Raw genomic sequence first — 13,508 nt, forward strand, 5'->3', positions numbered from 1 at the left:
CGCGTGGCACTGTTATTGGAATGTAATCTATGTCATTAGCTGAACAACTTAAAAAACACCCTCAAAATTATGTAGATATGGCGTTAAGTCCATGGCAAAGCAACATTATGGCCGGAAATCATGCGTTTGAGCGCGGCGCATTTTTAGAAGCTCGAGATAAATATGTTGCAGCTTGGACTTTAGCAACCCACTTACTTGAGCAATTTTGTAAAGTACAAGTAGATAGAAATGTATGCGGTGCAATTGAGCACTGTTGCCCAGCCGTTGTGGTCGCTGCACATAATCTGGCTGATTGTTATTTGGCAATGGGAAGGCCTGCACAAGCATGCCATAAATTATGTGATGCGCATGAGTTGGTATCGCAGTTGAGGCAACATCCAGATGAAAATATTGCAAAAATAGCTTGTCACCATATAAATAAAACCCGACAAGAGTTACTGCACTTTGCCAGTCATCACCCCCATTTTCCAGAGTTGATTGTACAGGTTAATAGCAGTATTAACGTCCCAATCAATAGTTCAATTACCCTACATTAGTAAAATAAACGAGGAATAATCATGGCTTTTACTCTACCGGCATTGCCATACGCTTATGATGCATTAGAGCCACATATTGATGCAAAAACAATGGAAATCCACCATACTCTGCATCACCAAACTTATATTAATAAAGCAAATGCTGCGCTGGAAGGCACAGAGTTCGCAGATAAACCAACACAGTGGTTACTAAACAACATTTCGACACTACCTGAGTCATTGCAAAAGGCCGTCCAAGAGCACGTTGGCGGGCATAACAATCATAGTTTATTTTGGCAAGTAATGAGTCCTACAGGTGGTGTATTACAAGCGGGTGAATTAGCAAAGGCGATTGATCAAAAGTTTGGTAGTTTTGATACATTTAAAGAGCAATTTACGGCAGCAGCGGTGAGTAGGTTTGGGAGCGGCTGGGCATGGTTAGTGGTTGACGAAAATAAAGCGCTTCAAGTTACTAGCAGCTTAAACCAAGACAGTCCATTGATGGAGCAACACACACCAATATTAGGTTTGGATGTGTGGGAACATGCGTACTATCTAAAATATCAAAATCGTCGACCTGAATATATTGCGGCATTTTATAATGTAATTAATTGGATCGACGTTGAGCAACGGTACTTGGGTGCCTTGTAATAGATACACTATAAATAAACAATTGAGATAAATTGTTTGGTATTTAGTGCCATTTATGGCCACTCATAGCTTTCATATCAGTTAATATATAATCAATGATATAGATATGAGTGGTCACATGTATTCATCTGAAGTTTGTCAACAAGCAAGGAAAAGTCGAGATCATCGATTTGATGGGCTATTTTTTGTCGCGGTTAAAAGTACAGGTATTTACTGCCGGCCAATTTGTCCTGCACCGATGGCCCACGAAAAAAATGTCTCGTATTTTGAACATGCTTATAGTGCAGCAGCCGCAGGGTTTCGCCCCTGTATTCGTTGTCGACCAGATTCAGCACCAGGCAGTTATGCATGGCTTGGCGTAGAAACAACGGCGGTGAGAGCTAAAAAGCTCATAGATGAAGGCGCGCTGAGACATATGTCAGTTGAGGGGCTTTCGAATAGACTAGGTATTTCTCAACGTTATTTAAATAAGCTTTTTAAAAGGTACTATGGCACTAGCCCAAAACAATATGTGCTGTACAAGCAATGTGATTTAGCGAAACAGCTGCTTCAACAAACACAGTTACCAATTTCCCAAATAGCGTTTGCCAGTGGCTTCAACTCATTGCGCCGTTTTAATGACGCATTTTCAAAACTATTTTCACTCAATCCCAGCCAGTTTAGAAAGGAACGCGTTATTTCCGATACGCCAATTAAGTTATTCATGGCTTTTCGCCCCCCTTACAATTGGTTCGCATTGCATCAGTTTTTTAGTGCGCGATTGATTGAACCAATAGAATGGCTAGGTGAAAGAAAGTACGGAAGAACGTACTCTTTGGGTGAGTATATGGGGTCATTTACAGCACACTTTGATGAAGTGAACCATGGCTTTAATGTGGAAATTAAAATCAATGATATCCGTGGACTTCATTTAGTTGTGGCGAACATTCGTCGCGTCTTGGATTTAGACGCAGATCCAGAGTTTATTAATCAATATCTGGAGGCGAATATACCGAGTGGCTTAATATTAGAACAAGGGCTACGTCTACCAGGGATTTGGGATGTGTTCGAAGCTGGTATTCGTGCCATTCTAGGTCAGCAGGTGAGTGTGTCAGCAGCTCGCAATTTGCTATGTACATTAGTTGAACATAAAGGTTTATCAGGTCAATCTAATGAACAGTTATTTCCAACTGCAAATGCTTTACAAAACTGTGAATTTGAGTTTTTTAAAATGCCAGGAGCAAGAAAGAGTGCTTTACGTAGTTTAGCTCAGTATTGCGTTGAGCATAAAAATAACGATGATTTAGATACATGGTTAGATATCAAAGGAGTCGGACCATGGACTGTTGATTACGTAAAAATGAGAGGACAAAGTAACCCAGATATATATCTAGGGGGAGATTTAGGTGTTAAAAAAGCTTTTGCACAGTGCGGATCATTTGATACCCAAACATGTGCACCGTTTCGCAGTTATCTGACATTCCACCTTTGGCGCACATTGTAGTTGTTATAGCCGGAAGTGTTGTATTTTTGTGTTTCAGTTAGATGACTGTTTAGTGCAACAATTTCGGCAATTTCGATGAATTTGCGTATACTAGAAAGAGGCTAACATATTTATAGGTCTTACTTTGTTATTACGCTGGTTGGTTAGTTTAGCTTTTGTGGCAGTGTCTCCATTCTCTTATGGCGTGAACGTAACGTTTTGTTATGAAGATAAGGAGCTGTCACCCGCATACATGGGCAACGGACAAGCAGTTCCCAGACAAAATCCCGGTGCGGCAATTGAAATATTGCGCCGAGCTGATGCGCAAATCCCACAGGTCTCTTTTATTTATGTTCGTAAGCCTTGGCAACGGTGTTTGCATGAATTGAAAAAGAACAAAGTCAATGCCGTAATTGCTAGTTACCGGGCTGAAAGAGAAGCGTTTATGGTTTATCCATTTAACGCGGATGGTTCGGTGAATTCCACAGTGGCGATTAGCCGTTTTGGACGGTGCATCGTTGGAAAAGAGGCGCTTTACCAACATATTCAAGCGCGCAACAAAGCACTCTCTTTGGCAATACCAAGTGGTTATTCAGCGGCATCGAGTATAGATACTAAACGTTTTGCTATTGTTAATACTAGTTCTCAAACAGAAGCTTATGATTTGGTTATGAAAGATGTTGTTGATGGCTCGATTGGTTTGTGTTTAATTAATGGTGAAAAAGTGCGTGCCTACCCTTATTCACAAGAGTTGGTATCAGTTTACCCGCCTTTTGACATGAGCTATGGGTTTTTAACATTTTCAAAAGAGTTTTTTACACACAACAGCCATGAAATTAATTTGATTTGGTCTTTATTAGGTACTATGCCTGTCGCCGAGTTCTATATGGAGTATCTTGAAATGGATGATGACGGTATTGAGTAATATGGTTAACTCTAAGTGACGGTAAAGTCAACATAGCAAATTTGTATTTGGTTGGGTAGACTACGGCTAAATTTCTAGTGTAGAACGATTAAGAATGGCTCAACTTTATTTTTATTATTCAGCAATGAATGCGGGTAAATCTACCACTTTATTACAATCAGCATTTAACTATCGTGAAAGAGGGATGAATCCTTTTATTTTGACGGCGGCGATAGATAATCGCGCTCAAGTGGGTAAAGTCGCTTCTCGAATTGGACTACAAGCCGATGCGCATATTTATGCAAATGACACAGGTCTTAAACAATTAATCAAAAATCATCATAATGAAACTAAATTGGACTGTATTTTAGTTGATGAATGCCAATTTTTAACCAAAAAGCAAGTTGATGAATTAACTGACGTGGTTGACCAATTGGATATTCCCGTTTTATGTTACGGGTTAAGAACTGATTTTAGAAGCGAGTTGTTTGAAGGGTCACAATATTTGTTAGCTTGGGCCGATAAATTAATTGAACTGAAAACGATTTGTCATTGTGGACGCAAAGCGAACAGGGTGCTGCGTACTGATGAGCATGGCAAAGCGATTGCAGATGGGGCGCAAGTTGAAATTGGTGGAAATGACCGCTATGTTTCAGTTTGTAGACATCACTATAAAGCGGAGTTAAATCAAGTTTAAAACTTGAAAAATCACCTTATAGCGCCCAAGCTTAGTGTTAAAACTCCTTGGGCAGTTATGACAGATAGAAATAAACCTCTTGCGTTGTTTTCCAGTGAGCCTGAGCAGGCAAAGCCACAAGCAAGCCAACCCCAAATGAGCAACCATGATCCTTGGTATGTTTTAATTGTGGATGATGATGAGTCCGTTCATCAGCTCTCTAAGTTAGTATTAAGAAGCTATAAATTTGAGCAGCGCTCCCTTCAATTGGTGCATGCTTATAGTAAAATCGAAGCACTTACTATTTTAAAAGATTCACCAGATATTGCGCTGGTTTTGTTAGATGTCATTATGGAAAGTGATGAAGCAGGGCTTGAATGTGCGCAAGAAATTAGGCAAGTGTTACATAACGAGACTGTCAGGATTGTACTTAGGACTGGGCAACCAGGTTCTATTCCTGAACATGAATTGATGCTGAAATATGATATCAATGATTATAAAACGAAGACTGAGTTAACAAAAGAACGACTTTATACTGTTATTACCGCGTCTTTAAGATCATATGAACACCTAATTAAACTCGCGAATATGGCCAAGAGGCTATCGTCGTTTAATGAAGAACTAGAGCAATGTGTAGCCGAGCGCACTTATGAACTTGAGCAACGAAACATAGCGCTTGAATTGGCAAAACAAAAAATAGATGCGCAACAACAAGTGTTAGTGCAACAAGAAAAACTGGCATCCGTCGGGCAACTCGCTGCCGGCATTGCCCATGAAATTAACAATCCTTTGAGTGCCATTAGTAGTAATAACGAATTTATCTCTGAACATTTTACTAAGTTAAATGATGCTTGGGCGCGATTATGTATGGCGACGAGTGAGCATAATGAATTGGCAGAACTTGTTAAGGAAATAGAAGGGCAATTTGATTTACCTTGGATTCAAACTGAAAGTAAGGATTTGGTTAATGAAACAAAGCAAGGTTTAACGCGTATTGCACATATAGTTAGAGATTTGAGTGTTTTTACCAATTCAAGCCAACAAGTGAGCTCAGGTAATTGTATCCAAGATATTCTTGATACTGTCATTATTAACTTAAATTTAGAACCTTCATCCTCTTTTGAGTTGATGGTAGAGTGCAAAGATTCGTTTAGTGCCGCTGCTGATTTATTAGGCCAAGCCATTGGCTGTATATTGATAAATGCTTTGGAAGCACAGTGTGATATGAATCATACCGTTCATGTTAAAGCGATACGCCGAGATGCCTTTTTAGAGATAACAGTGATAGATTCAGGATGCGGTATTAGTACTGAGCATATTCACCAAATATTCGACCCGTTTTATACATCAAAGCCAATTGGTTCAGCGACTGGTTTGGGGTTAACTATCGCAAATTCAATAGTTAAAAGTCACAATGGCACAATTCATGTTGAAAGTGAAGTTGGCTTTGGTAGTACGTTTATTGTCACATTACCGTTTTGGTAAATGCAGCTCAGCGCTCGCTTATCTCGCTATATTTTTTCAAAAAGTGTCGTCTTTTTTTATACGCCTCCGTCTTAAAGATGTAAAGACACTGAAATTACTTTAGAGGTAAAGCATGATTAAATTAGTGAGTTTTAAAATATGTCCTTTTGTTCAAAGAGTCACTGCGGCGTTAGAGGCCAAAAATGTTCCTTATGAGATCCAATATATAAACCTTCAAGATAAGCCAGACTGGTTTTTGAATATTTCGCCTAATGGACAAGTTCCGGTCATGATAAGTGAAAATGGAATCACGATATTTGAATCGGATGCTATCGTTGAATATATTGAAGATGAATATGGCCCATTGGAAACGAACGTAAGTAACGAGCAACGCGCTCTGGATAGGGCATGGAGTTATTTAGGTACTAAAAACTACTTAGCACAATGTGGCACCATGAGCAGTAAAAATGAAGAAACCTTCACAATGCGTGCTGGCAAGTTAAATGAAATATTTAATAAAATAGAAGCTCAGTTGTCAGGTAAAACACAATTTTTTAAATCAGACAGTCTAAGTAATGTAGATATCGCATGGTTACCGCTTTTACACCGAGCCGCCATTGTTAAAAAATATACAGGTCATGACTTTTTATGTGATTTACCAAAAGCTCAGGCATGGCAAAGTGCAGTGCTGGCGACCACGATTATGGATAATACGGTCTCAGACGACTTTGAATTACAATTTAAAGACTTTTATCTGACAAATACTTATTTAGCAAACAACAGTCACGTAAATCAACCGAGTAGCAGCAATTTAAGTGCTTGTTGTTAATTGTTATAAGAGGAGTGCCGTGCGGCACTTCTGCTCACCGATATTTTACGTGATTGGAGCACAAGGAATACTTTATGAACTTAGAAGCTATTTGGGCTGATTATCAAAGTAGCGTTAAGGCGTTTTTGTACAAGCATATTTCAAACCCGAGTGATGTCGAAGACTTATTACAAGACATTCTGATCAAGACTTATCAAAACCTAGATACAGTGAAAGATACGAAAAAAGTTAAATCCTGGGTATTCCAAATCGCGAATCATGCAATTATAGACTTTTACCGTAAACGAGCGACTATCTCTAAAATAAATGGACAGGTGCTTTGGTATGAGTTAGCTGAGGAAGATATCTATAGTCAACTTTCTCACTGTGTCACTGCATTTATTAACGGGTTACCTGACAGTGAAGCAAAGCTACTTACCGCAATTGATATTGATGGCATTTCACAGAAGGATTATGCAGCCTTAAACGGGATGAAATACTCAACATTAAAGTCACGGGTAAAAAAAAGTCGGCAAAATCTGAGCGAATTATTTAATCAGTGTTGTGAATTATCGATAAATTCAAAAGGGGAATTAATCGATTTTGATAAGAGAGATAAAAAATGCTCATCCTGTTAAGCGCATTTTGTGAATCGCACTATTCGTTTACTTTATGCTAATTGTTTACGCCTCGAGACGCATAGGTAAGGCCACTTATCTATCACGGCTAACTCTCATCAGCACAGCATTCGTCTTGTAAAAATGCGATAACAGACAGTAATTTTTCATACTCAACAACACAGTAAAGTGTTCTACCCTCACGTCTTTGTTTAATTAACCCAGCAGAAGCTAAACTTGAAATATGGTGTGACAATGTAGAGCCAGGAATTTGTAACTCTTCTTGAACAACTCCAACAGCAATACCTTGTTCACCCGCTTTTACTAGCCGCTTAAAAATAGTTAACCGTGTTGGGTGGCCAAGCTCCTTAAGTGCTTTAGCAATCGTTTCTATTTCCAAAATAACACCTCAAAAATTCTTTATATTTCGATATTACTAGAAATGTGTTGACAATGATACTGTTTCCTATATATTTCGATATAACTAGAATTGTGGAATTATTTTTAATCATGAATATCACAGAAAATATGGTGTTTGAAGCACTGCACATGTTCGTTTTTCTGGCTATTGAGTTAACCGTACTATTTTTACTGATTAGCTATCTTGTTGGGGTACTTCAAGCGTATATCCCGCCAGATAAAATACGGGACATATTAAGTAGTAAAAATGGTAAGGGGTACATTATTGCAGGGTTTCTTGGCGCTATTACGCCTTTTTGTTCATGCTCAACTATCCCATTTTTAAAAGGGTTGTTAAGAGCTAAAGCAGGCTTTGGCACTATGATGGTATTTCTATTTGCCAGCCCCTTACTTAATCCAATTATTATCGGGTTATTTGCAGTAACATTTGGATGGAAAGTCACTGTTTTTTATTTTGTCATGGCTATGGGCGTGTCTGTGGTCGCAGGGTTTTTGTTAGAAAAGCTAGGCTTTGAGAAGTATATCCGTCCTGAAGCTTACGTCGAGCCTAAGATTAGTTGTTGTTCTGCGAGTGGTCGTAAGGAAAGTAAACCAGTAAACAAGTGGTTTGAAATATGGATTGTGACATGGGCTGATTTCAAAAAAGTACTGCCTTTTTTAGTAGGAGGCATTGCGGTTGGTTCATTGATCTATGGCTTTATGCCTACTGAATTTGTAGCAAGAGTCGCCAGTGATGACAACCCATTGGCAATACCGTTTGCTGCGATAATTGGGATCCCATTGTATATACGTGCTGAAGCAGTGATCCCATTAAGCGCAGCATTAGCAGCCAAAGGTATGGGATTAGGGGCGGTCATGGCGTTGGTGATAGGTAGTGCTGGAGCAAGCCTTACTGAAGTCGTGTTATTAAAATCTATTTTTAAAAATCAGATGATAGTTGCATTTTTAGTCGTGATTTTGTCAATGGCTGTGAGTGCAGGCTACTTATACTCATATCTTTTTTAATCGTGATATCTACAACAGGTTTAGAATATTCAAAATAGTCATATCAGTGAATTGAAGCTGGTATGCATAAAGTAGAGACAATAGGCGTTTGTTGCATGTGACGTATACAGCGAAACTGAAAGTTGTTTTACGTCTTTATCATAATAGCGACGTCTTATTGTTGTTAATTATAAGTGTAAAGAGAGGATATATGTTTCAAACTACCCCAAAACATACCAATACTCGTCATAAATTCATAAAGAGCGATAGCAAGATGCTACAGCAAATTTATGGTACAGATGATGTTACACCTTATTGGATAGCTGATATGGATTTCCCTATAGCTTCTCCAATAACGAATGTAATGCAGCAATTAGTTAACCGTGAGCTGTATTCTTATGAATTCGATTCTCAAACTGTTTTTGAGGCTATTTCAACATGGAATAAAGAACGGCATAATCTTGATTTGAAGCCAGAGCATTTTGTACAAGTTCCAGGAGTACTAAGTGCCATTGCAATGTTGATACGTGATTTCACTCATGAAGGGGATGGTATTTTAATCCAAACACCCGTATACCACCAATTTCGTAGATTGATTGAATCAGCAGGGCGGCAGGTAATAAATAACCCTTTAAAAATTGAGGGTGACCAGTATGTTATTGATTTCGAAGATTACGAAGAACAGCTGAAAAGTGGAAATATAGCAATGATACTGTTGTGTAATCCACATAATCCAGTTGGTAGGGTATGGACTAAATCGGAATTACAGAAGCTTGTTTCGATTGCAAAAAAGTATAATACAACAATAATTAGTGACGAGGTGCATGGTGATATTATTTTTGACGGCGCGAGATTCACAAGTATTGCATCGTTAGATTATAACAATAGCTTAACAATTATCGGTTCACCTGCAAAAAACTTTGGATTAAATAGTATCTCAAATGGTTACATTTACAGTGATAATCAGATGCTACGAGAAAAAATTAGAGCAACGTCGAGTTCTATGTCGCTAGACCATGCAAATGCAGTAACTATGTATGCCACGATTGCAGCATATCAACATGGTCAAGAGTGGTTTGATGGATTTTTGAATTATACACAAACAACCCGTAACTGGATTGTTGATTTTATGGCCAAGCAGCTTCCCCAAGTTAAAACATTTTCACCACAAGGTACAAATCAAATTTGGTTTGATTTTTCTGGGTTGGGTTTGAAACCAAAACAATTAAAGGCGTTGTTAACTCTAGAAGCTAAAATAGCGTTAACACCAGGCACATGGTTTGGTGAGGAGGATGAAAATTTTTATCGTATGAACTTTGCATCTCCGTTAGAAAAGGTACAAGCTTCGCTTCAATTACTTAAATCTAAAGTGGGTTGAAGAATAGGTGATATTGAAGAGGGGGTTGCTAATTTTTGCATTTGCCTGAAATGAATCTCGAAATGTTGTCGGCTAAGTGGGCCATTGTTGGGCGGTAGGTATGTAGCTCATTTATTCTTTTAATTATATAGTGATATAATAATGTACATCACAACCTCAGTTTGTGATGTACCCATATGTTATTGGCAGAGCAATGTTTTACGTTGCTCTCGATTCATAAATGTCCAAGCTATAAATCGACTTTGTTTTTGTCCTTGAGCCATTTTTATCACTTTAACCTCAACAGGTTGCAATTTATTTAGTACTTTTTTGAGTGGCTGTAAATTGTCTTTGTTAGAGACTAATGACGTAAACCACACGCATTGCTGTGAAAAAAGCCTACTTTCATTGATCATTGTTTTAATAAATCGCAGTTCACCACCCGTACACCATAGCTCAGGTGCGTGCCCGCCAAAATTAAGTGTTTTTGGAGGGGTCTTTCCTAAGTTTTTCCATTTACGCTGAGTGCCTGCGCTTGCTGCTTGTTCGCTGCTATGGAACGGGGGATTACACATGGAGAAATGCAGCGTTTGATTTGGCATAATGACATTTTTGAAAATAAACTCTGCGTTAGGTTGATGAATGACTTTAATAGGTAATTTGTTTGCTGTACAAATTGTTTGAGCACTTTTCACTGCTTTTAAATTAATATCAGAGCCAATAAATTGCCACTTGTATTGCGCATTTCCAATGAGCGGGTAAATCACATTTGCTCCGGTGCCAATATCAAGCCCATATATTTGACAAAGGTTGTCTTGTTTGCAGGTCATGTCACACTCTAACAGGTCAGCAATACCGTGAATGTAATCGGCTCTTCCTGGTACTGGTGGACATAAAAATTCGTCTGCTATATCCCAATACTTAACGCCGTAATGGTGTTGTAGCAGTGCTTTGTTTAGGGTCTTCACTGCAGTTTTATTCGCAAAATCAATGCTGGTTTCCCCTCGGGGTGTCATTATGGTGAACTGGGATAACGCAGGCAGTGTGGTGATCAAAGCTTTAAAGTCATAGCCCTGTTTATGTTGGTTTCTTGAATGCATATAAATTCTAGCTGTGTTTGATTTTTACATTATAGCGAAGTCATAGACATCTCGACTAGCACTGAATTTTCTTTATGTGTCGTTATGCAATTGATGGAAGTGAATTCAACTGGTACGATGAGAAGGGTTGATAATAATAATGATGAAATGATGATAAAACAAACCTCTTTATACTGCGAGTTAACAAACCAACAAACACTGCATTTAAGACATATTTATAAAGAAGGCGTAAACGGGCCTTGCATTTTTTTTATGCATGGTGCAGTTGAGAACGGCAAAATCTTTTATTCAGAAAAGAATAAGGGGTTGGCTCCTTACTTAGCAGAGCAAGGGTTTCATTGCTATGTTGCTGACTTAAGAGGGCGAGGTAAAAGCCTGCCTGCAATCTCTAAGACATCGATGTATGGTCAGACAGAAGCGATCTTAGAAGATTTCCCAGCAATGCTTGCGTTTATTGAAAGTCATCATGGCAGTTTTCCTAAATACTGGGTTGCACATTCATGGGGCGGCGTATTAATGAATAGTTATTTTGCACGCTTTCCTGAGGTAATAAACAAGGTCGCATCATGTGTTTATTTTGGGTCAAAGCGGAGTTTATATAACCATCATATTAGTAAATATTTCCAGGCCAATTTATTGTGGTTTGGCCTCGCGCATTTATACACAAAAAAGTACGGCTTTTTACCAGCGAAAAAGTTGAAGTGGGGCAGTGACAATGAAACGCGTAAATCGCATCGACAAAGTGCTCTATGGGCAAAACGAGCCCCATGGGTTGATAGTGATGATGGATTTGATTACGCAAAAGTACTCAAAAATAAAGCGCTTCCACCGGTACTGCATGTAGCTGGTGTTAATGACAAAGCCCTAGCTCAACCTGTTGATATTGAAAAATTTATTGATGAGTCGGGTTGCGGTATTCAAAAAATGACGATATACGGGCGAAAATATGGGTATAGCTTTGATTATGGTCATATTGATATGCTTACACATACGCTCGCCCATCAAGATCAGTTTAAAGACCTCATATCATGGTTTACTCAGTATTCTGAGCCGGAAGTAATTGTGACATAAGTTTTTCATAATGACGCCAGTTTGACCTTGGGGCTTGGTTTATAGGTTGGCGAACTTGAGATTTACTCAAAGTGTGCACTTTATGTCGAGCTTTATGAAACTCTAAACACTGAGGTTGAAAATCTTGATACATAAAATTCAAAACTTTCCGTATTTGCATAGTTGGATCGTCTAATAGATCTTCGTAACTTAAGCTATAGATGCTTCGAGGCACCATGGCTTTAAAATGATGCATGGTGTCGTCGTGGTATTGGGCATACAATTGGAATTCACTGAGAGAACAAAAATAGGGCTCGTTCTCAGCAAAGTGATTGCTAAATACTGACCAAGCAGTGGCATTGAAGCTACGAGTTAGGTGAATGATACGGGCCTCAGGAAACAATTTATAGATTAGCCCAATATTCTGAAAATTCGCAGGGAGCTTGTTTATTACAGTTTGTTCACCGACACGATGCTTTTTGACTTCATCAATATAGAGTGCGCGGCAGTGGTCCAACACTGAAGTAGTCAAATTTTGTAAACATTCAGGAAAAGCTGATTCTGAGCGATGCATTAAAAAAGGAACTAGTTTATCACTAATAACTGTACTCTCTCCCATGCTCCCGATATTGCTATGTTGAATAAGCATCTGCTCTAATAGCGTTGAACCAGTTCTTGGTAGTCCTAGAATAAAGGTGGGTACAAATGTGGTTTTGACTTTGTCATTAGGGGATTCAAAAAAGTCACTGTTACAATGAGCTTTGATACTGTCAAAAAAGGGTTGCATATATTCGGTGCGAAAATCACAGTATTCTAATTGCGTACTATTTGCCAGCTTAAAGTAATCAAACGCTTGGTTGAAATCATCTAGCCTGTGACAACATTTAGCTAGCGCATAATAGACCACCACTTTTAAGCGGTTGTTATCATATTCATTCAGCAATTCGTGTAAAGGCGTTAAATAGCCATCAAGATTTGCTTTGGGCGCTATCTGCACGAGTTCATAGAGCATAAAAGCGGTGACTGCGCCTTTTGGGCAGGTGATACCTTTTTCAAATGTACGTCTAGCGTTGTCGATGAAACCATGATCCAAATAAAATTGACCAAGCTGATAATGTGCTTGTGAATTATGCTGTGCGACGGTTAGTGTATATTCAAGCACTGTTTTGGCATCAACAGGTGAACCTGCTTCAATAAATGCGTCAGCAAGGGCAAACAATGGATCGAGCATTTTAGGGAGGTATTCACAAGCTCGTTTTAAATAATAAATCGCGCTATCGTATTCTTCCAAGCGCATACAAATCCGGCCCAACCCAAACAAAGCAGGCCCATTCTTTTGGTTCTCTTTCAAGACCGCCTTAAACATAAATTCGGCTTCTCGAAGTTGGTTATCGGCCAATAACTCGTTGGCTCTTTTAAGTAGTAGCATGTATTTTTTATAAACGGATATTCAATAGTTAGATAATAAAAATAAAAAGGCGAAATAGCTATTGCCATTTC

14 protein-coding genes are annotated in these 13,508 nt (G+C 38.7%); 11 read left to right on the forward strand and 3 right to left on the reverse strand.

Annotation, left to right across the window (positions count from 1 at the left end; genetic code table 11):
- Window positions 1–29: 29 nt before the first annotated feature.
- The 8 genes from J8M01_RS17125 to sigZ all read left to right on the forward strand — a co-directional run bounded on the left by J8M01_RS17125 (window position 30) and on the right by sigZ (window position 7,118).
- A complete protein-coding gene (locus tag J8M01_RS17125; protein WP_192510024.1) occupies window positions 30–536 on the forward strand; it encodes a hypothetical protein in 507 nt (168 codons plus the stop codon).
- 21 nt (window positions 537–557) lie between these two features.
- Window positions 558–1,166, forward strand: a complete 609-nt coding sequence (locus J8M01_RS17130) for a superoxide dismutase (RefSeq protein WP_211058761.1) — start codon at window positions 558–560, stop codon at window positions 1,164–1,166.
- Between the two features lie 118 nt (window positions 1,167–1,284).
- Complete coding sequence (locus J8M01_RS17135) at window positions 1,285–2,649, forward strand: AlkA N-terminal domain-containing protein (protein WP_211058820.1); 1,365 nt, start codon at window positions 1,285–1,287, stop codon at window positions 2,647–2,649.
- 157 nt (window positions 2,650–2,806) lie between these two features.
- Entirely contained in the window at window positions 2,807–3,553 is a 747-nt protein-coding gene (locus tag J8M01_RS17140; protein WP_211058762.1) for an amino acid ABC transporter substrate-binding protein, read from the forward strand.
- 94 nt (window positions 3,554–3,647) lie between these two features.
- Window positions 3,648–4,229 (forward strand): thymidine kinase, encoded by a 582-nt coding sequence (locus J8M01_RS17145; RefSeq protein WP_192510028.1) that lies wholly within the window; start codon window positions 3,648–3,650, stop codon window positions 4,227–4,229.
- Between the two features lie 57 nt (window positions 4,230–4,286).
- Window positions 4,287–5,693: an ATP-binding protein gene (locus tag J8M01_RS17150; protein WP_211058763.1), complete on the forward strand. Its 1,407-nt coding sequence runs from the start codon at window positions 4,287–4,289 to the stop codon at window positions 5,691–5,693.
- 112 nt (window positions 5,694–5,805) lie between these two features.
- On the forward strand, window positions 5,806–6,501 hold the full coding sequence (locus J8M01_RS17155; RefSeq protein ID WP_211058764.1) for a glutathione S-transferase family protein: 696 nt from the start codon (window positions 5,806–5,808) through the stop codon (window positions 6,499–6,501).
- A gap of 74 nt (window positions 6,502–6,575) precedes the next feature.
- Window positions 6,576–7,118 (forward strand): RNA polymerase sigma factor SigZ, encoded by a 543-nt coding sequence (sigZ, locus tag J8M01_RS17160; RefSeq protein ID WP_211058765.1) that lies wholly within the window; start codon window positions 6,576–6,578, stop codon window positions 7,116–7,118.
- 88 nt (window positions 7,119–7,206) lie between these two features.
- On the opposite strand, the gene J8M01_RS17165 is transcribed toward sigZ, so the two are convergent.
- The gene (locus J8M01_RS17165; protein WP_211058766.1) at window positions 7,207–7,497 is read right to left on the reverse strand and encodes a metalloregulator ArsR/SmtB family transcription factor; all 291 of its coding nucleotides are present in this window, start codon (window positions 7,495–7,497) and stop codon (window positions 7,207–7,209) included.
- A gap of 110 nt (window positions 7,498–7,607) precedes the next feature.
- Between J8M01_RS17165 and J8M01_RS17170 the strand changes: the two genes are divergently transcribed.
- Window positions 7,608–8,522 carry a permease gene (locus J8M01_RS17170; protein ID WP_211058767.1) on the forward strand — a complete coding sequence of 305 codons (915 nt, stop codon included), beginning with the start codon at window positions 7,608–7,610 and terminating at the stop codon, window positions 8,520–8,522.
- Window positions 8,523–8,775: 253 nt separating this feature from the next.
- Window positions 8,776–9,879, forward strand: a complete 1,104-nt coding sequence (locus J8M01_RS17175; protein ID WP_247671180.1) for an aminotransferase class I/II-fold pyridoxal phosphate-dependent enzyme — start codon at window positions 8,776–8,778, stop codon at window positions 9,877–9,879.
- Between the two features lie 179 nt (window positions 9,880–10,058).
- Here J8M01_RS17175 and rlmF read toward each other — a convergent pair whose 3' ends face one another.
- Complete coding sequence (gene rlmF, locus J8M01_RS17180; protein ID WP_211058768.1) at window positions 10,059–10,958, reverse strand: 23S rRNA (adenine(1618)-N(6))-methyltransferase RlmF; 900 nt, start codon at window positions 10,956–10,958, stop codon at window positions 10,059–10,061.
- Between the two features lie 147 nt (window positions 10,959–11,105).
- Between rlmF and J8M01_RS17185 the strand changes: the two genes are divergently transcribed.
- Complete coding sequence (locus J8M01_RS17185; protein ID WP_211058821.1) at window positions 11,106–12,029, forward strand: alpha/beta fold hydrolase; 924 nt, start codon at window positions 11,106–11,108, stop codon at window positions 12,027–12,029.
- Here J8M01_RS17185 and J8M01_RS17190 read toward each other — a convergent pair.
- Window positions 11,992–13,437: a sulfotransferase gene (locus J8M01_RS17190; RefSeq protein ID WP_211058769.1), complete on the reverse strand. Its 1,446-nt coding sequence runs from the start codon at window positions 13,435–13,437 to the stop codon at window positions 11,992–11,994. The two genes, J8M01_RS17185 and J8M01_RS17190, sit on opposite strands and share 38 nt — an antisense overlap.
- Between the last annotated feature and the right edge of the window lie 71 nt (window positions 13,438–13,508).

Source organism: Pseudoalteromonas sp. MMG005, assembly GCF_018101015.1.
GTDB classification, from domain to species: Bacteria; Pseudomonadota; Gammaproteobacteria; order Enterobacterales; family Alteromonadaceae; genus Pseudoalteromonas; species Pseudoalteromonas aurantia.

Bases quoted from the DNA above. Each gene is read 5' to 3' on its own strand.
- J8M01_RS17185 (WP_211058821.1), top strand. From the start codon at position 11,106: ATGATGATAAAACAAACCTCTTTATACTGCGAGTTAACAAACCAACAA.
- rlmF (WP_211058768.1), bottom strand. From the start codon at position 10,958: ATGCATTCAAGAAACCAACATAAACAGGGCTATGACTTTAAAGCTTTG.
- J8M01_RS17170 (WP_211058767.1), top strand. From the start codon at position 7,608: ATGAATATCACAGAAAATATGGTGTTTGAAGCACTGCACATGTTCGTT.
- J8M01_RS17150 (WP_211058763.1), top strand. From the start codon at position 4,287: ATGACAGATAGAAATAAACCTCTTGCGTTGTTTTCCAGTGAGCCTGAG.
- J8M01_RS17190 (WP_211058769.1), bottom strand. From the start codon at position 13,437: ATGCTACTACTTAAAAGAGCCAACGAGTTATTGGCCGATAACCAACTT.
- J8M01_RS17135 (WP_211058820.1), top strand. From the start codon at position 1,285: ATGTATTCATCTGAAGTTTGTCAACAAGCAAGGAAAAGTCGAGATCAT.
- J8M01_RS17155 (WP_211058764.1), top strand. From the start codon at position 5,806: ATGATTAAATTAGTGAGTTTTAAAATATGTCCTTTTGTTCAAAGAGTC.
- J8M01_RS17145 (WP_192510028.1), top strand. From the start codon at position 3,648: ATGGCTCAACTTTATTTTTATTATTCAGCAATGAATGCGGGTAAATCT.
- J8M01_RS17175 (WP_247671180.1), top strand. From the start codon at position 8,776: ATGCTACAGCAAATTTATGGTACAGATGATGTTACACCTTATTGGATA.
- J8M01_RS17125 (WP_192510024.1), top strand. From the start codon at position 30: ATGTCATTAGCTGAACAACTTAAAAAACACCCTCAAAATTATGTAGAT.
- J8M01_RS17130 (WP_211058761.1), top strand. From the start codon at position 558: ATGGCTTTTACTCTACCGGCATTGCCATACGCTTATGATGCATTAGAG.
- sigZ (WP_211058765.1), top strand. From the start codon at position 6,576: ATGAACTTAGAAGCTATTTGGGCTGATTATCAAAGTAGCGTTAAGGCG.